Source organism: Acinetobacter sp. AS23, from assembly GCF_023612055.1.
GTDB classification, from domain to species: Bacteria; Pseudomonadota; Gammaproteobacteria; order Pseudomonadales; family Moraxellaceae; genus Acinetobacter; species Acinetobacter oleivorans.
The window spans coordinates 1,989,717-2,012,058 of the sequence record NZ_CP082274.1 but is presented as its reverse complement, the minus strand read 5'-3'; the positions used below and the strand labels follow the sequence as shown (position 1 = coordinate 2,012,058).

The 22,342-nt window shown below is 35.9% G+C and carries 19 protein-coding genes; 11 read left to right on the top strand and 8 right to left on the bottom strand.

The genetic code is table 11. The features are described 5' to 3' along the window. The first annotated feature begins 626 nt into the window (after positions 1–626). Both K6I41_RS09375 and K6I41_RS09370 read left to right on the top strand, forming a co-directional pair. The gene (locus tag K6I41_RS09375; RefSeq protein ID WP_199943052.1) at positions 627–863 is read left to right on the top strand and encodes a hypothetical protein; all 237 of its coding nucleotides are present in this window, start codon (positions 627–629) and stop codon (positions 861–863) included. Positions 864–1,063: 200 nt separating this feature from the next. Further along, positions 1,064–1,651, top strand: a complete 588-nt coding sequence (locus K6I41_RS09370; protein ID WP_087088664.1) for a uracil-DNA glycosylase family protein — start codon at positions 1,064–1,066, stop codon at positions 1,649–1,651. Between the two features lie 17 nt (positions 1,652–1,668). Here the strand turns inward: K6I41_RS09370 and K6I41_RS09365 are convergent, their stop codons facing one another. Further along, complete coding sequence (locus K6I41_RS09365; RefSeq protein WP_250375735.1) at positions 1,669–3,258, bottom strand: phospholipase D family protein; 1,590 nt, start codon at positions 3,256–3,258, stop codon at positions 1,669–1,671. Between the two features lie 200 nt (positions 3,259–3,458). Between K6I41_RS09365 and K6I41_RS09360 the strand changes: the two genes are divergently transcribed. The 3 genes from K6I41_RS09360 (at position 3,459) to K6I41_RS09350 (ending at position 5,190) form a co-directional block, all read left to right on the top strand. Continuing rightward, the gene (locus tag K6I41_RS09360; protein ID WP_250375734.1) at positions 3,459–3,893 is read left to right on the top strand and encodes a GFA family protein; all 435 of its coding nucleotides are present in this window, start codon (positions 3,459–3,461) and stop codon (positions 3,891–3,893) included. Positions 3,894–4,085: 192 nt separating this feature from the next. Beyond that, complete coding sequence (locus K6I41_RS09355; protein ID WP_151988159.1) at positions 4,086–4,541, top strand: hypothetical protein; 456 nt, start codon at positions 4,086–4,088, stop codon at positions 4,539–4,541. A 343-nt stretch (positions 4,542–4,884) separates the two neighbouring features. After that, the gene (locus tag K6I41_RS09350) at positions 4,885–5,190 is read left to right on the top strand and encodes a hypothetical protein (RefSeq protein WP_192833339.1); all 306 of its coding nucleotides are present in this window, start codon (positions 4,885–4,887) and stop codon (positions 5,188–5,190) included. A gap of 38 nt (positions 5,191–5,228) precedes the next feature. Here the strand turns inward: K6I41_RS09350 and K6I41_RS09345 are convergent, their stop codons facing one another. Continuing rightward, entirely contained in the window at positions 5,229–6,386 is a 1,158-nt protein-coding gene (locus K6I41_RS09345) for a catalase family protein (protein WP_250375733.1), read from the bottom strand. A gap of 183 nt (positions 6,387–6,569) precedes the next feature. On the opposite strand from K6I41_RS09345, the gene K6I41_RS09340 reads away from it, so the two are divergent. Continuing rightward, positions 6,570–8,441, top strand: coding sequence for a non-contractile tail sheath protein (locus K6I41_RS09340; protein WP_250375732.1), 1,872 nt, complete (start codon positions 6,570–6,572; stop codon positions 8,439–8,441). A gap of 229 nt (positions 8,442–8,670) precedes the next feature. Continuing rightward, the gene (locus K6I41_RS09335) at positions 8,671–9,780 is read left to right on the top strand and encodes an S-(hydroxymethyl)glutathione dehydrogenase/class III alcohol dehydrogenase (RefSeq protein WP_151988161.1); all 1,110 of its coding nucleotides are present in this window, start codon (positions 8,671–8,673) and stop codon (positions 9,778–9,780) included. 57 nt (positions 9,781–9,837) lie between these two features. Here K6I41_RS09335 and K6I41_RS09330 read toward each other — a convergent pair whose 3' ends face one another. From K6I41_RS09330 to K6I41_RS09305, 6 genes are all read right to left on the bottom strand, one after another. Next, on the bottom strand, positions 9,838–10,812 hold the full coding sequence (locus tag K6I41_RS09330) for a DUF4882 family protein (RefSeq protein ID WP_250375731.1): 975 nt from the start codon (positions 10,810–10,812) through the stop codon (positions 9,838–9,840). Positions 10,813–10,925: 113 nt separating this feature from the next. Further along, positions 10,926–11,936: a fimbrial protein gene (locus K6I41_RS09325; RefSeq protein WP_151988163.1), complete on the bottom strand. Its 1,011-nt coding sequence runs from the start codon at positions 11,934–11,936 to the stop codon at positions 10,926–10,928. After that, positions 11,933–14,491, bottom strand: a complete 2,559-nt coding sequence (locus K6I41_RS09320; RefSeq protein ID WP_250375730.1) for a fimbria/pilus outer membrane usher protein — start codon at positions 14,489–14,491, stop codon at positions 11,933–11,935. The genes K6I41_RS09325 and K6I41_RS09320 overlap by 4 nt, the downstream gene beginning before the upstream one ends. A gap of 58 nt (positions 14,492–14,549) precedes the next feature. Continuing rightward, positions 14,550–15,284: a fimbrial biogenesis chaperone gene (locus K6I41_RS09315; protein WP_004792379.1), complete on the bottom strand. Its 735-nt coding sequence runs from the start codon at positions 15,282–15,284 to the stop codon at positions 14,550–14,552. An 86-nt stretch (positions 15,285–15,370) separates the two neighbouring features. Next, positions 15,371–15,904 carry a fimbrial protein gene (locus tag K6I41_RS09310; protein ID WP_000731817.1) on the bottom strand — a complete coding sequence of 178 codons (534 nt, stop codon included), beginning with the start codon at positions 15,902–15,904 and terminating at the stop codon, positions 15,371–15,373. A 495-nt stretch (positions 15,905–16,399) separates the two neighbouring features. Beyond that, the gene (locus K6I41_RS09305; protein ID WP_250375729.1) at positions 16,400–16,690 is read right to left on the bottom strand and encodes a hypothetical protein; all 291 of its coding nucleotides are present in this window, start codon (positions 16,688–16,690) and stop codon (positions 16,400–16,402) included. Positions 16,691–17,742: 1,052 nt separating this feature from the next. Here K6I41_RS09305 and K6I41_RS09300 point away from each other — a divergent pair. The 4 genes from K6I41_RS09300 to K6I41_RS09285 are packed head-to-tail and all read left to right on the top strand — an operon-like array spanning position 17,743 to position 22,337. Next, positions 17,743–18,801 carry an ABC transporter substrate-binding protein gene (locus K6I41_RS09300; protein WP_250375728.1) on the top strand — a complete coding sequence of 353 codons (1,059 nt, stop codon included), beginning with the start codon at positions 17,743–17,745 and terminating at the stop codon, positions 18,799–18,801. A gap of 13 nt (positions 18,802–18,814) precedes the next feature. After that, positions 18,815–19,525 (top strand): class II aldolase/adducin family protein, encoded by a 711-nt coding sequence (locus tag K6I41_RS09295; protein ID WP_000209266.1) that lies wholly within the window; start codon positions 18,815–18,817, stop codon positions 19,523–19,525. Positions 19,526–19,558: 33 nt separating this feature from the next. Further along, complete coding sequence (locus K6I41_RS09290; protein WP_250375727.1) at positions 19,559–20,752, top strand: LLM class flavin-dependent oxidoreductase; 1,194 nt, start codon at positions 19,559–19,561, stop codon at positions 20,750–20,752. A 10-nt stretch (positions 20,753–20,762) separates the two neighbouring features. Beyond that, positions 20,763–22,337: an ABC transporter substrate-binding protein gene (locus K6I41_RS09285; RefSeq protein WP_250375726.1), complete on the top strand. Its 1,575-nt coding sequence runs from the start codon at positions 20,763–20,765 to the stop codon at positions 22,335–22,337. Positions 22,338–22,342: the final 5 nt, after the last annotated feature.

The window sequence follows — 22,342 nt, the reverse complement described above, 5'->3', positions numbered from 1 at the left end:
TTAATCCTGAAATACAGTAAAAAGCCTATTCAAAATATAGAATAGGCTTTTTGCTTTGTATCAAAATTTATTTTTTAACTATTACACTATTCAATTAACATAAAAATTAAATACCTTACAAAAGCGGAGCAAATGAAAGCCGTTAAATAACAAATTATGTGCTATTAATTAAAGCTGATTTTTCAAAAGTTACTCCGTCAATCGAAGAGGTGCAAAATGTTAAAGTCAATTTTAGTGATAGGAACAGGTATTGCGATTGGGATGTGTGTCTACAAGAAGAAGCAAAAGAACAGTAAGAGTTTTAACACAGATCACGATAGCGACTCAGTGACTAGTAAAGACAGGGTCCAAAATAAAGATGACGGCTCAATTGATAACGCTGTACAAGTTTAAAATTAAATAAAAAGGGGTTCAAATAATGAACCCTTTAATTTTATTAAAACTCATAATTATTTTAAATAGATTAACTTAAAGATAATAATTAAATTAATAATTAGTCAACTATTCATTTAATTATTACAAAAGTATGATTAAAACAAAAAAAACACTTTCATTATTAAAATTTACATATTGTATCAGTAGAGTCTTTATTATTAGCGATGCGGATAATAAAAAAGGAGACTAGAATGTCAAAGCGCCATATTTTAAAAGAAGTAAATGCAAAAAGTATGTGTGGTATGGAAATTGTAGTTGAACAAATTTATGAAAATATTTATGAAAAAAACTTTATTCAAGCTGAACAAGAGCAAAGCTGGTTGCCACTTTCTAAAATTGTGATTTCGGATAAAGTCATTAATTTAGATCCGGATAACAGTTTTGCTCATCCAAGAACAGGTAAGGTTTTTAAAGTCTTGAACTCTTAATAAGTTTGAGTTCACCAGCTCACTTATACGTTACAAATTATTGAGGTGATTCCTAATGAGGTATCACCTCAATGTCTTTCAGTAAGAGCTGATTTTTCCAATTAACGCTTTAATTAAGAGAAATTGCATTTCATGACTCGTGATTAACTAAAAAATAGGGTAATTTGTTTATAAAGTTTTTAAGTAAACACTGATTTTTTATGATAATTGAGATAGAAACACATCCACTAGAACCATTTTTACCTGAAAATGCGCGGTTACTCATGTTGGGTAGCTTTCCACCACCGCGTAATAAATGGAAGATGGATTTTTACTATCCAAATTTCCAAAATGATATGTGGCGAATTTTTGGTTTAATTTTTTTCCAAGACAAAACTTACTTTTTAAGTGAAAACCAAAAAAATTTTAATGAAGAACGTATCCGAAATTTCTTAATTGAAACAGGTATTGCAATCTTTGACACGGCTTATCAAATTAAGCGGTTGAAGGGGAATGCCGCAGATAAATTTCTTGAAATCGTAACCCCAACAGATCTTACGGTTTTGCTTCAGCAGATTCCTCTATGTCAGACCATCATGACCACAGGTGATAAAGCAACTGATACCTTAATTTCAGTTTTACCCGAGAACACTGAAAAACCCCTTATAGGGACATCTACGTCGACTTACTTTGCAGGAAGAGATATTAATTTATATCGCTTACCATCTTCTTCTCGAGCTTATCCTTTGGCACTAGAGAAAAAAGCTGAGGCTTATCAAAAATTCTTTAAAGAGATTGGGATTTTATAAGTCAAGTTGAAGTCTTCTTACATCATCCATTCCACTGGCAAATATGAAACGGCTTTAATCATTGTACGTTGGAAAAGGCTCGTATCTGGGTCTTTTTCATATTCAACAACTTGTCCATTTGACTGATAATCTAACCAAATAATTTTACCTTCACTGTTTAACTTAAGCTGATAAGCGACTTGAGGTAAATGCTGATCGAGCATGACCGAAATTTGAGCTTGTAATTGACTCGATTCAATAACAAGACCAACCTCAGTATTTAAGTAAGTCGAACGTGGATCAAAGTTAAAAGAACCAATAAATACTTTACCGTCTACATCAAAAAATTTGGCATGCAAGCTCGATTTATTTTTACCTTTTGCTGGAATCACACTTCCAGTTACCACTTCATACCATGTTCTACGTCTGCGTTCTAAAAATGGCTTAAACTCAAATAGCTCCACACCGCTTTTCAGCATTTCAACCCGATATTGACTATAAAAAGCATGCACAATTGCTACATCATTTGCAGCAAAAGAGTTCGTTAAAACCCTAACTTTAACACCTTGAACTTTTAACTGTTTTAAATAGTAAGCGCCTTGTTGTGTAGGAACAAAATAAGCTGAAGCCAATTCGATGTGCTGTTTTGGTTCACCCATAATGGCCATAACTTGCCCATAAAGCATCTCTTCTTTAGAAGCTACTCCTAAGATCTTTTTCGGTGAATCTGCAACAAAATATGCTTTTGACCATTGAATTGGATAATGCTCTAAAAGTTCTTTTAAATAAGTTTGAGCATCATAAAGTTTATCTTCGGTTTGAGTATGATTTTCACTTTCATGAAGCAAATCATGATAATGCTGTCGTAAAGATTGCAAGTGGTGGACAGCGCAAGTCCCGACCAGTTTGGTCGCATCTTGGCTTAATTCACTTTGCCAGAAATCATTAAAAACTGCTTGAGCATGCTGTACGGTATGCCCATAAAATAGAATATCTAGATCTGTAAACTGAAACTTACTGCTTGCATCAAAATACTCACTACTGATGTTACGACCACCTGTTACAGCAATCACGTCATCTGCAATAATTAATTTATTATGCATACGATGGTTTACTTTCTTGAACCGGAAAATATAGTCCAAGATTCTTACATATCTAAATTTGTATGGATTAAATAAACGAATTTCAAAGTTAGGATGGTGTAGAAGGCTTCTTAGAACACCATCAAGTTTTACTCCATTTTGATCGTCAATGAGTAACCGAACTTTTACACCACGATCTGCCGCCGTTAATAACTCGTGCAGCATTAGGTTCCCAACAAAATCATTTGTCCAAATATAATATTGTAAATCGATTTTTTCTTTTGCATTTCTAATTAGATACATACGAGAGGCGATACTGATAAAAGCATCATCTAATGCAACAAAAGCAGTTAATCCTTGTTTAGTTTTTTCTGTAGCTTGTTCATCATTCAACCAATTAAAGCTATTTGTCACTGTATCATTCTCATCAGGGTCGTATGTATCGTTATACGAAGGTGTATGTGTAAAGCCCCAGGCATTTAATGCCATATTACTGTACTGCTGATAGAACTGATTAATCATGTAAGCTTTTAAATTCGCATCCAAGATAAGTACATCACAGCATTTTTATATTCAATTTATATGTCAAAATTCATATTAAACTCTATAAATGCATTCTGCCAAGCCTCAACTCTAGCAATTCCTTATATTTATAGGCACTTCTAAGAGAGCCTATCCATTTAAACATATAAAGTTAAATTTAACCTTTTTAAGGGTAGTGCTATATTCAATATTATTTTCTAAGGATGCTCGAGATGAGTCATGTAGGTTCTTGTCTATGCAGTGAAGTCAAATTTTCTATCAATAACGAAATCAAGACTGTGTACCATTGTCACTGTAGTCTCTGTCGTAAACAAACTGGAACAGGAGCGAATGCAGCAACTTTAGTGAGTAAGGATAAATTTGAATGGCTCTCAGGTTCTGAGCTTATCCGTACTTATAAAAAAGAAACTGGCTTCACATCTTCATTTTGTAGTAAATGTGGATCGCCTGTACCTAATTTGGTAGGAACTACTCATTTTATGTGGATTCCATTAGGTCTATTAGATAAAGACATTCAGGTTCTAAAGAAGCTTAATTTTTGTATAGTTTCAAAGACAAACTGGGCTAATATCGTAATTGCAGATCAATCTTATAATCAACTTCCAACTTTAGATGAGCTAAAAATATTTTTTGGTTAGAATAAATTTTTATCTAAAAACGAGACTCAGTTTGCATTAATTTTAATTTTTTCGGATGGTTATGCTTGCAGGTTTCACAAAAACACACTAATTACAATTGGCAGCACAACAATTACATTAGAAAACATGATATCTATCATACTTCCTTAAAGGGCTGAGTGAGTAGCCTGACAATAAAAGGGAGAAAATAAAATGCCACAATATTTAATCATTGCTGAGAATGTGTATAAAAAAATTGAGGACAAAAATTTATTTTCTGAAAGCTCAGCAGAGAACTTAAATCAGTTGGTTGGTGTAATCCGTAAAGAAATTAAAGGAACCAAGTTTAAACTTAAATATAATTTTATAGATTTTGAAGAGTGCTTAACCAAGCCATTAGAAGAGTGTGCGATTAAGTTGGATATGAGCCTCATGCCCAACCATAAAAATAAAGATGAATATATACTTTGGCTCGCAGGTTTTATTGAAAGAATTACAACGGGAGGAGAGGCCAAGCTTCCACCAATCTCGAAATTTATTCCTCCAGACTTTAAGTTTAACTATGACGAACCTCCTAAAGTGTCATCATCGACAAGTGATGATGGGGAGATGATTATTAATTATTTCAAATCAGATGCCTTTACTAAAATTATAAAAGAAGAAAAATAAGTTCAAAAAATATAGAAGTGATCGTCCACTACACTTCTATATGTCGCTGTAAATTCAGCAACCGCCTTCTGGGGCGGTTTTTTAATGGTGTTTTTTAAATATATTGAGCCTATTTAATATAAATTTTAAATCTGAGTATTTTAGTCAATATTAATACCTACTAATTTAATCAGAATAAAAAGTCAAAAATAAATCACATTTTTAAACAAAATGTTGTTATTATCACCACAACTGATCAATTAAAATTAAAAAAGCAGAAACAATTTAATAAAAATTAAAAATTTATTTTTATAACTTTGAAATTATACTTATATTTTATAAATAATTAAAAAAGGAGATATAAATGCCAAAATACTTGCTATTAGCAGAAAAAATTAATAAAAATATTAAATATAAATACTCTAGCAATCATTTTAAAAACTTAAATAATCTCATCATAGAAATCAAAAAAGCCATTGCAGGTACAGAATTAAAATTTTTATATAACTTTGTGAATTTCGAGGGTGCAGTTATTAGCTGTCAAAATGAAGTACCTATTACATTAGATATGAGTTTGATTCCAAAGCATAAAAATGAAGATGACTTTGTTTTATGGTTAGCAGATTTTATTGATCGTATCACCATAGATACAAGCAAAGGAATTGACTAAAGATAGTTAGCTTAGACAAACCATCAGGGATAAAATATTTAAGGTTCCTGTCTAGGGGCTGAATTCATATCATGTCGAACTCTGCTTATATTTTCATAAATGACCTTACGCATTCTGTTTACTGCACCTAATGGCTTATGTTCAGGTAAAGCATGCCACGGCGTAAAAGAAAGATTTTCACAGAACTGGTTTTGTTCAGGTGTATCAAAGTTTTGCTTTGGAATGTGAATAGTTGCTACTTGATAAAAGGGAGCTGCTTTTTCATCCCATTCTGTCATTGCATCTTCTACTAGCATTTTACTTGAAGTTCTCGGCTGAATAAGGAACTCCATACAAGCATCATTATTATGCAAAGTATTTTTTAAAGCTTCTCTTAAAAAATCATGACTAGGGTTTTTAGGTAGATTATTTGGTGTTACATAACAAGCACGTACTGAATATTTAACTGCTTGTCGATCTTTGCCTAGTCCTAACTGATAGGGAACCATAGACCAATAACGTGCATAGAGTGGGTTTGCAATTTGTGAGTTACGTGCTCCCAGTGCATTCATGGTTCCTTTAAAACCTAAGGCAAAAGGAATATGAAGTTTTCTGATCATATTATGGCTATTCACATCGTTCATAAAAGAAAGATATCTTTTTGCATCATTGGCAAAAAAGACAGGATGATTAATCATGATGAAATCTTGAGTAGTCGCTTGTTTTTCACTTTCTAAAATTTTGTCTCCAGATACACCTAAAAGTTTTATGGCGATGCCTCGCGCATCTTTGTCAATGTCGGCACTCGTGGCGTCATTAGATGCATTCGAAAAACGAATCCATGCTTGATAACTTTGATCTGGGATAAAAACCCCTTTAGCAAACTGAGCAGGTATATTTTTTGAGACATGGAACTCGGCTCGCACACAACCATGCGCTTTTGGATGTGCATCACGCAAAGCATTTCCTGCCGTGTATTGTTCACGAATTGACTTTTCAATGACTTGAGCTATGTTTTGAGCTAGCACTTCCTCATTAGGTTGTAACTTTTCTCCTAAAAATGAATCGATCTTCGGATAAATAACATTTTCCGAAGAAGTCTTTACTGGTGTGGTTCTTTGAGAATATAAAGTGTCACTACAACCTGTTAGTGCAAAAACAAGAGGAGTAAATACAAACAATATCCTAAAATGAGTAGGCTGCATAAAATTTGACATTTATTATCTCCTCGGTGCAAAAATATTTTAGGATAATATTAAGTTTAATTGTTTAACTATATTTTGAGCTTTATAAAAAATATTAACTGTAAATAATTTAAACGTCATTGTTACTTATCTGAACAATAAAATAAAAATTATTATTTAATATAAAACCTCTTAATACATTAAGAGAATGTAGACATGACAACTAACTCACAAAATGTACAAAATAATTCTAATTCATCACCACATCCAATCACTCAAAATACACTTATTGATCGGTTTAGTCCTATCTATTGGAGAATAGATGGCCCACAAACAATGTCTTTTGCTATTACGAATTATGGAAATGGTTTTGAAGCATCTTTTAAAGCGCGAATGGCAAATGATCTAGTAGGAATTACGTGGGATTCTAATGATACTAAAGATCATAAATTTTTAGCGTATCAAACCAAATATAGCTATGCAGGGGTGGTTTGGGACTTCGATATTGAATTATCTGCCACGATGCCAGTGCTTAACAATCCAAGTTTAACGCCCACTTTAACGGTGTACTATAATGAAAATGGCGTAGATAAAGTTGCCTATGTTGTCTTATTTAACTATGCAAATAATCCTTCATCGCGAACGGCACATATTCATATTAACTGGGATACAGTAAAAGCTGGCTTTTCTGCTACAGATAGCTTCCCGGTAACGAACATTCAACGGATTTCATTTTCAGGTTTCACGAGCCATTATAATAGCCAATCAGCCATACCTTTAAGCCAGCCTGAAGATGGCTACATTCGTCTGACCAATTCAGTTGTAACTGGTACAAATGCAAAGTTAAATTTGAGCCGTGTGGTTGTACCTCAGCACAATTATGGTATCTGTACGAGCTATGACGATCACTATGATTTAAACCCTCAGCGCTTGGTCAACAATATGGTGACTTTGGGATATAACGGTTTGGTTAACCACTATTGTGGAATGTCACATTATCCTGAAATGACATGGAAAAGTGATATTAATAAATGGCAAATACCGGATACATTGGTAACAGGTGAAGCGGTCGTTAACTCATGTACGCGTAAATGGCATGAGAAATATGCTCAGGCTTTACATAGCGCCAGTCTGCAACCCATCTTTGGGGTAAGCTTTGAAATGTATTCCTTGGGGGCCAATGAATATTGGGCACAGCGTGACTGGAACAGTAATTTGGGTAAAACAGGCTATCAACCACCGAGCTATTTTTTTAGTTTAAGTCACCAGAATGCTTTGGCATATCTACGTAAAGTCTTTATTGAATTTGCAGATGCAATGGTAGTAGGGGGATGTGATGTAAACATGCAGATTGGTGAACCTTGGTGGTGGTACAACACCGATACGAATTTACCTTGTGTATATGACTATCCAACAAAACTAGCCTTTAATGCAGATACAGGTTTATATGCACCAGATTTGGGGACAATTTATGAAGCAATGAATAAAACAGGAACGCCATATGATGAGTTTAAAACATGGCTCAGAAATAAATTAGGTCAAACCTGCCAAGACATTCGCACGGTCATTAAAGCAAAATATTCCACTGCCAAAGTTAGCCCCCTTATTTTCTTTCCTTCTATTCAATCTCCGATTCAGACTTTAGCCACTTATATTAACTATCCAAGCCAACATTATTCATATCCTAATTTTGATTACATGATGACAGAAGCTTATGACTGGCTATTGGAAGCTCGCTTAGACTTGGCACATCAAGCAGTTTCACAAATACCGATACAAGGACTAGGCTATCCTGCCAATAAAGTCATTTACTTATCCGGTTTCGTTCCTGATGCATCTATTGCCTATATTTATGGGTTTGATAAAACTAAACCTTATCGAACGCCCATTTGGCAACGAATTTTTGGTGACATGAAAAATAATGCTTCTTTAGGTTTAATGAAGCAATTCATTTGGGCCTACCCACAAGTTATGTTTGATTCAATTACCATCGATACCACTCAGGCTCCAAATGGCTTCTTCGTTGAAAATACACTGTATTCTCCAATTAGCGATAACACACCATATCCACCAGATATTTACCTCTAAGTAAACATAAGCCTTTTATAAAATAAGTGATTTGATATGAAACCTCTTCAAGTAAGAGGTTTTCTTCTTTTTTAAATGTAGGCTTGCTTAGAGGTACATGACTGGCTATGCTGTGATGGATTGTCATGAAAGCCAATTTTAATTTAAGCAAAATTAAGCTCTTGTATTACTGTTACATAATCTATTTTGCTCGACTATAAATACCGAATGATTTAAAGGAAACCCAAAGATGAAATCTCGTGCAGCTGTCGCCTTTGCCCCAGGAAAACCTTTAGAAATTGTTGAAGTTGATGTTGCACCACCTCAAGCGGGTGAAGTTTTAATAAAAATTACCCATACAGGGGTATGTCATACCGATGCTTTTACATTATCTGGCGATGACCCAGAAGGTGTGTTTCCTGCTATTTTAGGTCATGAAGGTGCAGGTGTTGTGGTTGAAGTGGGTGAGGGCGTAACAAGCGTTCAACCAGGTGATCACGTGATTCCACTTTATACAGCTGAATGTAAAGAATGCTTATTCTGTAAATCTGGAAAAACCAACTTGTGTGTTGCAGTACGTGCGACTCAAGGTAAAGGTGTAATGCCAGATGGAACCACACGTTTTTCTTATAATGGTGAACCAATTTACCATTACATGGGTTGTTCAACATTTAGTGAATATACGGTAGTTGCAGAAGTATCTTTAGCAAAAATTAATCCTGAAGCGAATCACGAACAAGTATGTTTACTTGGATGTGGTGTGACGACTGGTATTGGCGCCGTGCATAACACAGCAAAAGTACAAGAAGGTGATTCTGTTGCTGTATTTGGCTTAGGCGGAATTGGTTTGGCTGTTGTACAAGGTGCACGTCAAGCGAAAGCTGGGCAAATTATTGTGGTAGACACAAACCCAGATAAATTTGAACTTGCTAAGCAATTTGGCGCTACAGATTTCTTAAACCCTAAAGATTACGATAAACCAATTCAGCAAGTCATTGTAGAAATGACAGGTTGGGGTGTTGACCACTCATTTGAATGTATTGGTAACGTCAATGTAATGCGCTCAGCTTTAGAGTGTGCACATCGTGGTTGGGGACAATCAGTCATTATTGGTGTTGCTGGTGCAGGTCAAGAAATTTCGACTCGTCCATTCCAGTTGGTTACAGGCCGTAAATGGTTAGGTACTGCTTTTGGTGGGGTAAAAGGCCGTACACAACTTCCTAAAATGGTCGAAGATGCTATGAAAGGTGAAATTCAACTTGAGCCTTTTGTGACTCATACCATGCCTCTACAAGACATTAATACCGCTTTTGATTTAATGCATGAAGGTAAATCAATTCGTACTGTTATTCATTTCTAAATGAAATAAAAAAGGGCTGTGATTCAGCCCTTTTTTTACGACTTATAGTTTTATATCTTAAATAGCATTACCGCACATGTCAGTTGTACCCTGAGGGTAGCTAAACTGTAGCGCATTACGGTCAGTAATGAGTTCATTCGACAATTCTTGTGTAAATGATTGTTCAGAATAAATTGATATACCACTTAAAACAGAAAAACTTATATTTTCAAGTGGAGCAGGTAAAATAGATTTATATCCTTGATCAACCCCATTAAAAATGAAACCGACCTGCCTAGTATTCTGGTTAATGTAGATACCCAAACGTTGGTATTCCTTTGTATTATTTGTCATATTCTGACTTTTGAAGTAAGGATTATCAGGCCCGCTATTATCACTAAGTCGGTAAGCTACAGAATAGCTTAATCTAGGGGGATTTTCACCAAAATCTGGATCATAAGTCCCCATATCAAACCCATAGTTGGATCTAACTGTGTAACCATTATTTGTTACGCCCATAAAACCAATGTTAGAAATATAAGAAGAATTACCAAATGATGAGTTGCCAAGTGCTATTGTTGGCACTTTAAGCTCCATTTCAAATGCAATAATACCTGTGTGAGGTATCGTTAAATCTCCAATGTCATTAGTCGAATTAAGACTAGCTTTACTTCTAGCTATATAATCTAAATTGCTATACTCACTTTCTGGTATAGGCTTTACTTTAAAGCTAAATTTTTGCCCACTTATTAATGGGAATATATTCATAGGAAAATATTCAGGATGTTGATTATTCCAAAGATCAAAATCTTCTTGAGTCGCGTCAAAATTATATTTGCAGACTGAGGCAGAAGAATTAAGGGAGGTAGTTTGAGCCAAAAGCATTTGAGGCGCTAATTTTTCATTCTTTGCAGTTGATGAACTGCTTTTAGATACTACTTTTTGGTTCGATTCATTACGCTGTCTGGTACTCGTAGTATTATCAGAAGATACTTCATACATTGCCCAACATAATGTAATAGCGCTAACAGCCACTAAACCTATTTTTTTCATAAAATATTCCTATCGAGTTAAGTATTAAATTTTTAGAAAGTAGCGATAAAGTAAAATTTATTATTAATTTTTAAATATTTGAAATTATTAGGTTTATAAACTATTGAATATGATTAATCATATTCAATAGTTACAGTGGCCATTGCACGTACTTTACCAGCAGTCACATTTGCTGCTGTTTGATAGTAGCGAGCAGTCATTGGTATGTTATATTGAAGTGTCTGGTTAGAAGACAATGTACCTAGGGCTAATTTATCGCCTTTTTTGATGACCTGATTCTTATTTTGATAATTCCACAATAGCTGTACACCCACACCATTGGCTTTTTCAGATGCAGCAGCTGTATTTGTTAAAACCTGATTGTTTGTGCCGTCTTGTGTAAAGTCATAAGTTAAACTAATGAGGTTTTTCTCTTCATAACCCGTTGGGTTAATACCACCATTACAAAGAATGTTCATATCAAAAGTTTGTTCGCCTTGAGTAGAACCAACGCCTTTGAATCCAGCCTTTGTAACTGTAGGAAGCTGTACTACCTTGTTAATATTCCCTTGAATTTCACATGAAGAGGATGCAATGGTAATCGCATTAGCATTAACAGTACTTGTTAAGAATGGTTGATTTGGAAAACCGCGGACATAATAGCTACTATATCTACCCGGTACTAACGTTCCAGAGCCAGTTTGTGGAGCAATTTTAATAATTTCCACCACAAAATAACCAGATCCTAAATAACGAGTACCAGATATTCCACCACGTACATAAGGATAATAGCCCGAGAAATTCGTATTATTGTCTGCTTCACGATAGAGGCGAATACCAATACCCGGAATGTTCGTGGTATAGATGCTATTGCCTAAAGAACTTAAAGGGTAAGATTGGGTTAATTCAGCAATTACTGTATCGTAATTATCGCATAGGCGCGCTTCAGTGGAAGTACGGTTAATAGGAAAAGTCGCTTTTCTTAAAACTGCCCCGACTTGGTCACTAGGGCGTACAACAACACGCCCTACAGACATAAGGACATCATTTGCCTCATAATTATATATACGACATGCAGCATTAGCCTCACCATACACACCAAGGCCAGCCGTAAATAAGAAACCTGTTAATAATATTCTTTTCATTTGCAGACAGCCTCAGTCATTACCATGCTTTGTTGCTTATTTTGCAACTGATTACTAATATTGTACTCAACTGAACAACGTTCATTGCTTTCGTCACCCCATTTCACATAGAGACGGTCTTGAGCAAGTGGAGTACGTAAGTAAATCATACTACCTTGTGCAACAATACCAACAGCTTCATCTTTTTGGTTAAAGACTTGAGCTGCAAACGGTAAGCTGTTGCCATCTACAGTTTTACTATTAATGTAAACTGCATAACCAGTTTTAGTTGCAAAATCTACTTTAGCAATTGCGCCAGCAAAAGGTGCAATACGTTGACTTGTTTCTTCAAGTTCTACTTCGCTCGACATTTCTTGTGGGTCAAGGGTAATGTCATTAAGACGGTACGGAGTAACATAAGGAACTACCGCATAACCAGCCTTGTTCACGCTTAAACCAACAGCATTATTAACTTTTGCTCCAGCAGCTTCTGGCGCATGCACAAGTACCATCGTTTGGCCTTGTTCAGGTCCAAATAAAATACCTTCCGAGTGCGCAACCACACTACCAGTTAAGCTTACCATCGCTTGTTGGTAAGAGTCAGCCACACTATAAGAACCACCCACAGTTGTATAGTTAGTACGATAACGACCATTTACGTTAAATGATGGATTCGCATAGTCCTGATGTGACATTGAAGCGCCATAACTAAAGCGATCTCCAACCATTCCACTTGCACCAACAGTGCGGCTGTCTTCAGAAGCAGTAACGTTGACGTTAACTGAATTCTTTTTGAAATCAATCGGGAACGATAATGTCATTAAATATTCAGTATCGTGTGTTTGATTCGTTGAGCCATATTCAACTTTACGGTTAATTGCAGATAAACCATAAGTTAAGCCATGGAAATTATTACTATAACCAAGCTGATATTGTTTAGTACTTTCGCTACGGTTCCAATAGTCAACCCACGAACCCACTACATAGAAGTTACCCCAACCTTCAGGTAAACCTTGGTTCAAGGTAATTTGGAATTCGCTACGTTGGCGACCAGCAGAGTAGGTATTAATACCTTTTTCTTCAAAATCACGGATAAGTAGAGCATCACGTAATTTGTAGAAGTTTTCTGTTGAGTAACGATAGGCTGCTAATGTTAAGTTTGTGTTGGTCGGAGTAATTAGCTTGCTATAACTTAAACGGAAACTTTGCCCCGATTGTGAAGACTGCTTTTCAAAGTCAGCTTCAGAATGTGTAACATCAAGTGCAATCGCACCAATTGGCGTAGCAAAAGCAGCACCCAACAATACAGCGGCATAATTTTCTGTAGCTTGTATGCCTGTATAACCTGTTAGGTAGTTGTTAATACCTTGCTGGTATTTACCTTGAACTACCCAAGGGTCAATATCAATGTCTGAATCTCGGAACTGACCTACAGTTAATGAATAACGATTCATACCAGGACGTAGCATCTGCACAACAGATGCGTAAGGCACAGCAAACTTTTGTATTTCACCATTTGCTTCAATAACAGTAACTTCAATTTCGCCACCAAAACCAGTAGGATAAAGGTCATTAATTTCAAAGTTACCTGGTGCTACCGTTGTTTGATAAATAAGTTGACCTTGTTGACGAACTTCAATTTTTGCATTTGTTTTGGCATTACCACGGATACGCGGAGCATAACCAAGCATACTATTTGGCAACATTCGATCATCACTTGAGAAATCGATACCACGATAACCATATGAGTCAAATATTTCGCCGTTTGTAAAACTATCACCTAGGGTTAAAACACCACGGTATTTAGGGAATGCGCGCTGTAAGTAAGTACTTGTTTCTTCGTAACTTGATTTAGATTGATTTTCGGCAGGGGTGTCTTGCCATTGCCATTGGCCATTATGACGTAATTGCCAACCGCCTAAATTTAGTCCAGCAGTCACGCCCATAAACGCGTTTGTTGTTTCGCTTTGGTCATTAGACTGAGTAAATGTTTTGTAAGCACTGCCGTTATAAGATAAAAAGGCAGCATTAATCCCTCGATCCCATAGACTTGGGTCGACATAGCCTTGCGCATTTTTTTGCAAAGCAACTTGTGGAATCGAGATATCTACACGTAAGCGAGAGTTATCAAACTCATAAAATGCATTTTCAACCCACTCTTCAATTTTGTAACAACTACTATTTTCTTTTTGAAGAGAAGCGTGTTGCGCTAAAATCTCTTGTTTTACACCATATTCAGCAAGAGTATTTCCTGTAAAGCAGGTTACAGCATTTTTATTTGATTCTAATGCTTTAAAGAACATACGACGTTTGCCAAACCATTGGCCATTTACATAAACGTCAACATTATATTCGCCTGGTAAAACAGGGTTGCCGTATTTAAAACGAGAAATATCAACTTTTTGAGCATCGCCAATTAAAAAAGCAGAATCAAATTCAGCTTCTACAGGAGCACTCGCGACTGTTTCTTCAGCGTGCACGAATACAGGCATTGTCATTGTGACAACACCAGAAGCCAAGTAGTAACAAATATGGCGTTTTAATAATTTATAAGATTCTTGCCTTTTTTTTGGCATAACTAAGTCCGCCTACTCACATAATAGGTGCTTAAATTTATTAAAAAGATAAATCTGATTACTGAAGTTTTATTTGGTGTTCGACTCGACCACCATAGTCATTGACATTCATAAAACTCATATCTTGAAGATTGCCATTCTTAAGCTGAACAGACTCTTCAGAAAAAGGTTTAATCATTAAACCTTGAGGTAATAAATCAACTTTTTTATCACCTGCCTTTTGGTAAACAGAAGTCATTGTGATATGAAAAGGAGTTGGATTTTTTACCGTTAAATTTTGACCAGATTTAACCCATTGAAGCTTATCAGCTGCTAAATTCGCATCGTCTTTAATCGAAGCTGGTCGATAAAAGAATTTAATACGTGAGCGAATTGCTAATTGCAGGAAATTATCAGGCGTCGTATTTTCAGTTTTTGAAGTTGGTCTTGGAGGAATATCCAAAACGTTTAACCACAAAACTGTTTCTTGCTTCTGATTTAGCTGAGAAGCTGTTGGCAGAGCAGTAATACGAAGGGTCTGACTTTTTGTAGCCTCAACACGAGAAATAGGTGGAGCAATCATAAAAGGTACTTTTGATTGATCCGGAGTACTTTTTGAGTCGCCTTCATCAAGCCATGCTTGGACAAGTGCTGGTTTTGAACCGTTATTACTAACTTGTAGTGTAACTTCGCGAGCATCCGAAGGATAAATCACACGAGTGCCATGAATTACAATTTCTGCTTGAGTAGCAGGTGCAACAACTGCTGAAGCAAATGCCAAACCTAACAAAAAATTATAACTGTTCAATTTCATTTCAGAATTCTCAACCAACAAAGATTCGGGAAAGCGTCACAAAAAGAGGGTTTCCATGTAAACATAGAAACCCTCTCATCCATCAATTATTGATAGATAATTGTGTATTGAACAGAAGTGTTTACTTTACCAGCAGTAGAAGCACCAGTTGCATAGTATTCAGCATAGTAGTTAAGGTCTGCGCTACCAGCTGCAGCTACGTCAACCCATTGAGAGTTAGCTTGAGCACCGTTTGCACCAGCAGCAAGAACTGGGATGAAGTTGTTGTTGCTACCTAAAAGTTGAACGTTAACGTTTTTAGCACCAGTAGCGTCTTTGTTAAGTAAACGACCAGTATTAAAGTCAACGTTAGCACCTGGTTCGAAGTAAGTAGCTACTTTACCTTCAGAACAGTTAGCTAATTTAATTTGGAAAGGAGTACGACCAGCAACATCCCCAGCAACAGCTAAAGTTTGCTTAGAAACAGTTGGAAGAGTAACTGTGAAGTCTTTACCAGCTGGAGTAACGATGTCACAAGTTTTGTCTGTAACTAAACCATTAATTGTAATTGTACCATCAGCAGCTTGAGCATTCGCAATCCCTACAACCGAAAGAGCAGCGATCAAAGCAAGTTTTTTCATAGTGTTTTCTCAAAAGTCTGGATAAAAGTTTATTTCCTTACTTTTCCAGTGTTTGACATCTTGAAAAGTAATGCGGCGATATTAACACTTATTAAACAAAATGCAAACTAGATCACATTATTTTTTCATAATAAAAATTAAATCACACTAAAAATAAATGCTTCAAGACTACCTTTTACAGGCTATATAGCTGTTTATAAATAATTTTTGTTTTTTAGAAAAAAGAAGAGGTACAGAGATAAGCAAGTTACATAAGAACACTATGTAAATAAGAAAGAATTGAACAAATTATGTGAAAAATAAGCTTAAATTCTTACAATACAATTATATAGAATAATTTATGCATATGTATATAGAAAAAACATACAAATAGTCATTTTTTATGAAAAAAGAGCGACTCATCATTTAATTCATCAAAATGTGCGATGAAGTCGACAAATCACTCTTAAATCTTACTTATTGTAGGAGTAGCCTCAAAAGCTACGCCTTATTAAGTTAGTGGTAGTTGATAACCACCACTTTGCGATTAGAACCTATACTTTCAATGCTAGTGTCCATTTTCTCAGTATGTTGAGCTAGGTTAGAAAGACTATTTTTATTTAAATATTCACTATCAAGTTTAATATTTAAATTGTTTACCTCAACACATTCTATCTCGCTATGCTGTGTTGAGCATGTATCTTCAACAATATTTCCTCTTATCATTATTGTGTTATTTGCATAACAAAATAATGGGGAAGTGGAAAGCACCATCAGAATAAGAAATTTAAAAATATTATTTTTCATTTTATATACCTATTTATAAAATAGTTTATATATATTTGATACAATATTTTTAATTCAAAAACAATCATTAAGTTTAAATCAATAAAAATTATTAATTTTCATGTGATATAAATCACACTAACCATTTTAAATAATGTAATAGTTAAAATTCTTAATTTATATTAATCCATGTAATTATTTAAAAATAAAATAATTAATTTAAATTATTGATATTTATATAATTTAAAAAATTAAAGATTAACAAATAAACAGGATGATATAAAAACACCATATGATATATGATTAAATATTTAATAAATATGTAATTTATTATTTTACCTCTAATATTTATATTGCAGAATTACTACAGAGGAATAAGATACCAATTTTATTTAAAATGTGACTAATTTAACTTTATTAGAAATTAATTAAAAATTAATTGCACTTTATTTATTAAAAATTTTACCGCACCATAAATATATTGAATTTCATCACACTTTTTGAATATATTGAGGTGTAAGATATAATTTTATTTCTAACTACAATTTAAATATTTACGATTTTAAAGATTGAACAATATCAATTAGAAATATGAGTTAGAGAAAAGCGTAGCAATGTTTAAATGCGATACCTTTAAAAATTATTTAAAAGAAGTGCACCTATTTGAGATAAAAGCATAATGAATATTCGTTTAGCTTTTTAGAGTTAAAGAAGTTTGGTCGTAGCTTTGTTTGCAGACAGACAACATTTAGTTAAGTTCTATAAGTACTATCCAAATAAAAAATACTCACTTTAAAAACGTCGTCATCAAGCTTATTCCGGCCATCTGCTAAAGCTCCAAGCTGCATTCCAGCGAGTACTAAGATAGCTGATCGTATATTTTTGCATTTTGGAAGTTATGTTTGCCTGAAGTAAATGTTGATAAAACAACACTGGCATTGAAAAATGATGAAATATAAACATTTACAATCCCGCTATATTTATATAAGTAATTAAAAATAAACAATAAATTAAGTTGGCATAAAAGCTGCTCAATGTAAGTGATGAAAGTGGAATTATCCTAAGGAATCCGTATGTCACTTGTAGTAGATAAAAAAGAAAATTCTAAAGAATTTGTAAAAAACATCCTGTCTGAAATTTGGGTCACTCGATGTCCAGTACCTACAGCAACAGGTATTTCATTAAAACGCGGTACTTTAGTTAAAAAGTTTGAAAAGCACGGCATTGATGTTGCCGTCTTGCAGGATGCGCGTAAAGGCTTATCGGTTCATCATTTTGATCACCAATTACCAGCTCTGTTCAGAGAAGGTGGAAATGTACCAGCATTAGCTGCACGCTCTGAAGGAGCACCCAGCCGACTCATTGGATTGACTTGGATTGATGAGTGGCAAGTCATTATTGTGCGACCTGATTCAGATATTAGCCAGCCAGAGCATTTAAAAAATGTGAAAGTTGCTTTACCAGAATACGCTGACAAACGTGCTGGCAGTATTTTTAGAGCCATGTCATTGCAAGGTATTCGTGGTGCTTTACAACTTGCCAATCTCACTTTCAGAGATGTGAATTTTATTGAAGTACCTGAGCGTGCAGGATCTAAAGAGAATCGTGATGCGAGTACGTATTGGTCAGGTCTAGACGCATTAATTACAGGTGAAGTTGATGCTGTATATGTAAAAGGAGCATCTGCTGTTGAAGCTGCAACTAAACGCGGCCTTAAAGTTGGGATTGATTTAGATAAATTTGAAGATGTGACTTCTCGTGTTAATAACGGCACACCTCGTCCAATTACAGTCCATGAAGATCTATTAGAAGATCATTTTGATGTGGTAGTCGATTTTCTTGAAGAATTGTTTGATACCGCAGATTGGGCACAAGATCACTTAGATGAGGTCTTGGTCATTCTAGAAGATGAAACGATTGCAGGGGCAGAGAGTGTTGCTACAGCCTATCGAAATAATTTTCATAAGTCTTTACATCCGTCATTAAGTGAAGAACGTTTAGAGCTTTTAAAACAACAAAAAGATTTTCTTTGGTTGCATGGCTTCTTAGAGCGCGACGTCGATATTGAAACATGGGTTGATCATCGTCCCTTACTCGAAGTTTTAAAACGTCGTCAAAATAAAAAATTTTAAAGAGGATTTGATCATGACAACACTTATTCAAACGCCATTGTCTCGTGAACTTAATGACTTTATCGAATTGAACCGTGAAAAAGCTGAATTTGCTTTTGAAGTATTCCGTGAAACAAGAACAATTACTGCAAACGGAACAGTTAATTTTGTTGAACGTGGACCTGAAAATACCTTAGTCACTTTTAACTATGCAGGGCCGTGGTCTAAAGATAAAAAAAGCAAAGTATTGGTAGAGACAATTGATGGTGAAGTTTTACTGGGAAGAAAAAGTGCAGGTGGGCGCTATAACAAGCTTTTTAAAGAACATGCAGATGTCACCACAATATCTCATGTACATGCGCCGAATTTAGGCGCTTGGGCTCAAACCCATCGTACTTTACCGATCCGTTATGTGCCTGTTCAGCGCTTTCATTTATTTAAAGAGTTGCCGATTTACATTGATCGCCGTCAAGCTGAAGTGGATTTTATTTTAGATCAACTCAAAGTTGATATTGAACATCGGGCCATCTTGGAGGCCAATGGCGGAGCGACTGTATGGGGACGCCAAGGACTACAGGAAACTGCTGAATTTATTTTATTGCTTGAAGAAGGTGCTCAAATTCAGCTGCTCGCTGAATTAGTTGGTGGCAGCCGAGAATACGGGCAAGGGGTTTTACATCAGCAATGGAAAATGAGCGGATTGACTGAAAAAGCAAAATCGCTGGGCTTACTTCCCCTGAATTAGATAAAGATTTAAAAAATAAAGATCGAGAATACTATGGCTGTAAAACTTTTATGGTATCTCACTTCTCCAGATGGACCATACCCATGGTTGGAATCTGGGCGATGGGATACCGATTATGAACACTTGCAACAGATTGCGATTACCGCAGATCGACTTGGTTTTTACGGTTCACTCATGGGTACAAGTGAGTATGAAACACTTGCTGTTGCTGCAAGTTTAATTCCATTTACTGAACGTTTAAAGTTTCTGGTTGCCCAACATCCTGGAGAAGTCCAGCCAGCAGTTTTGGCAAAATATGCACAAACTTTTGATGCATTTTCTAAAGGGCGTTTGTTATTTAATGTCGTTAATGGAAATGATAAGGGTTTGGCAGCTTTAGGTATTCACTATACTCATGATGAACGTTATGACTTTAGTAAAGAATACTGGAGTGCATTTCAGCAAAACTACTTAGGTGATACCTCTGGATTTGAGGGGGAGTTTATTCAAATTGCTCCACGCTTAGAGGGTGGATCTCCAATGTCGAAATGGCGTGGTCCAACTCAAAAACAAGGTGTTCCTTTGTGGGGGGCAGGAACTTCTGCCAAAGGCGTTCAGCATTCTGTTGAATTGTTAGATGTATATTTAAGTTTTGCGAATACACCGCCATTACTTGGAGAAAAGTTTAGCAAAGTTGCGGCTGAGGCAGCAAAAATTGGCCGAACTTTAGAATTTGGGACTCGATTACAAATTATTGTTCGGGAAACAGAAGAAGAGGCTTGGCAATATGCTCAGTCGTTACTTGACAAGATTGATGTAAATTATGCAATCGAAGCTGTTAAACGACAGCTTCCTCCAAATGAAAGTTTTGAGAGTTATCAAAGTAACAACCCATCTATTCAGAAAAACTTAGAACAATTACGACAAGGGGTTTTGCCTCAAGCTAAGGATTTTGAAATTTATCCTAATGTTTGGACTGGCCCATCTTTATTTGGTTTCGATATTTTAAACCCAGCCGCAGGAACTGCCTTAGTGGGTAGTGCTGAAAATATTGCCAAGCGGATTAAAGAATACGAAAGCTATGGTGTATCAGCCTTTATCTTGTCTGGTTTCCCTTTGATTGGAGAAGCTTATCGGGTAGCAGACTTATTGTTTCCATTATTAGAGCTAGATCATGGTTTTGAGCTACCTAAGCTCAATAAAAATTCATCCATTGATTCCCTCTTGAATCAAGAAGTCGTGGTTTAAGGGAGAAAGCATGAATAAAATTACACGTAGAGAACTCATTAAACAGACGGGATTAGGTGTTGGTGCTTTTGCTGCAATGAGCCTTATAGGATGTTCTAAGCCCGATTCTTCATCTTCTGAAAGCGCCACTGCCGCTTCACCCCAAAATGATACGCCGAAAAAAGGTGGTGTTATCAAAATTGGAGTGATTAATGGTAACCAAGCAGGCAACTTAGATGCACATAAACCTATTGGTATGTCCAGTGCGTTTAGAGGCTGGCCTTTATATGCAAAGTTATGGGAATGGGGCAGAGATATTCAGCCAAAACTCGCCCTTGCTGAATTTGCTGAACCCAATAATGACGGAACCAAATGGACCATTCGCTTAAAAAAAGGGCTCGAATTTCACCACGGTAAAACCATTACAGCCGATGATGTCATTTTCTCTTTACGGCGATTAACCGACCCCAAACTTGCCTCACCATTTGCAGCTTATCTTTATTCTTTGCAAAGAGATGCAATTAAAAAGCGCGATGAATACACCGTTGAAATTCCTTTTTCTCAAGGAAAAGGATTGGTTGCTTTACCAGAAGCATGGATGAGCTGGGGTGGTATTGTTCCTACAGATTACGACCCAGTTAAAAATGTAGTCGGGGCTGGCCCCTTTAAGCTTGAAAGTTTTACACCCGGCCAGCGTTCACGTTTTGTACGTTTTGAAAATTATTGGAAAGAAAATCAACCTTATGCTGATGCAATAGAAATTATTGATTTTAAGGATCAGACAGGGCGTCTTGCTGCTTTGCAATCTGGCCAAATTGATATTGCATCTGGAGTAAGTGCTGAGCATATTGCTCTAATTCAATCTAATAAACGACTAAATCTAGTTTCATCGGAAACCGATGCTTGGCAATCATTTGATATGAATACGTCTAAAGCACCGTTCAATGATCCTCGGGTACGACAAGCTTTTAGATTGATTGCTAATAGAGACGATTTGGTCAAACGTGCTTTAGCTGGGCAAGGACGAGTTGCAAATGACCTTTATTCGTTTAGCGATCCTGTATATGACCACAGTATTGCTCAGCGCAAGCAAGATTTAAATAAAGCAAAATCGCTACTCAAAGAAGCTGGTTTTAATAACAGTTTAACGGTCGATTTATATACAGGCCCAGATAGCAATGCCGCATTAGTTTTTGCTCAACATGCTGCTCAGGCTGGTGTCATTGTTAATGTAAAACAGGTTGAAGCTGCTACTTTTGCGGATGCAGTAAAACAAGATTGGGCCTTTAGTACAGGCTCGAACGTTTCACGTCCTTTCTTATTAACAGTTTTGCAAATTGATGGGCCGGGTGCGGCAAATAATAAAACTCGTTTTAAGAATGAGCGTTTTACGGAACTAGTGCATGCGGCATTGCAACAACCCGATTTGGAAAAACGAAAAGTTCTTGTTCATGAAGCACAGCATATTCAGCATGAGCAAGGTGGTTTACTCATTTGGGGCTTTAATAATGTCCTTGATGCACATTCCAACCAAATTGGTGGTGTAACTCCTGATCGCACAGGCTTTGCTGCGTGGCGTACAGATGAATTCTGGCGTAGAGGGTAACCGAT

Bases quoted from the DNA above. Each gene is read 5' to 3' on its own strand.
- K6I41_RS09375 (WP_199943052.1), top strand. From the start codon at position 627: ATGTCAAAGCGCCATATTTTAAAAGAAGTAAATGCAAAAAGTATGTGT.
- K6I41_RS09370 (WP_087088664.1), top strand. From the start codon at position 1,064: ATGATAATTGAGATAGAAACACATCCACTAGAACCATTTTTACCTGAA.
- K6I41_RS09360 (WP_250375734.1), top strand. From the start codon at position 3,459: ATGCTCGAGATGAGTCATGTAGGTTCTTGTCTATGCAGTGAAGTCAAA.
- K6I41_RS09355 (WP_151988159.1), top strand. From the start codon at position 4,086: ATGCCACAATATTTAATCATTGCTGAGAATGTGTATAAAAAAATTGAG.
- K6I41_RS09350 (WP_192833339.1), top strand. From the start codon at position 4,885: ATGCCAAAATACTTGCTATTAGCAGAAAAAATTAATAAAAATATTAAA.
- K6I41_RS09345 (WP_250375733.1), bottom strand. From the start codon at position 6,386: ATGTCAAATTTTATGCAGCCTACTCATTTTAGGATATTGTTTGTATTT.
- K6I41_RS09340 (WP_250375732.1), top strand. From the start codon at position 6,570: ATGACAACTAACTCACAAAATGTACAAAATAATTCTAATTCATCACCA.
- K6I41_RS09335 (WP_151988161.1), top strand. From the start codon at position 8,671: ATGAAATCTCGTGCAGCTGTCGCCTTTGCCCCAGGAAAACCTTTAGAA.
- K6I41_RS09330 (WP_250375731.1), bottom strand. From the start codon at position 10,812: ATGAAAAAAATAGGTTTAGTGGCTGTTAGCGCTATTACATTATGTTGG.
- K6I41_RS09325 (WP_151988163.1), bottom strand. From the start codon at position 11,936: ATGAAAAGAATATTATTAACAGGTTTCTTATTTACGGCTGGCCTTGGT.
- K6I41_RS09320 (WP_250375730.1), bottom strand. From the start codon at position 14,491: ATGCCAAAAAAAAGGCAAGAATCTTATAAATTATTAAAACGCCATATT.
- K6I41_RS09315 (WP_004792379.1), bottom strand. From the start codon at position 15,284: ATGAAATTGAACAGTTATAATTTTTTGTTAGGTTTGGCATTTGCTTCA.
- K6I41_RS09310 (WP_000731817.1), bottom strand. From the start codon at position 15,904: ATGAAAAAACTTGCTTTGATCGCTGCTCTTTCGGTTGTAGGGATTGCG.
- K6I41_RS09305 (WP_250375729.1), bottom strand. From the start codon at position 16,690: ATGAAAAATAATATTTTTAAATTTCTTATTCTGATGGTGCTTTCCACT.
- K6I41_RS09300 (WP_250375728.1), top strand. From the start codon at position 17,743: ATGTCACTTGTAGTAGATAAAAAAGAAAATTCTAAAGAATTTGTAAAA.
- K6I41_RS09295 (WP_000209266.1), top strand. From the start codon at position 18,815: ATGACAACACTTATTCAAACGCCATTGTCTCGTGAACTTAATGACTTT.
- K6I41_RS09290 (WP_250375727.1), top strand. From the start codon at position 19,559: ATGGCTGTAAAACTTTTATGGTATCTCACTTCTCCAGATGGACCATAC.
- K6I41_RS09285 (WP_250375726.1), top strand. From the start codon at position 20,763: ATGAATAAAATTACACGTAGAGAACTCATTAAACAGACGGGATTAGGT.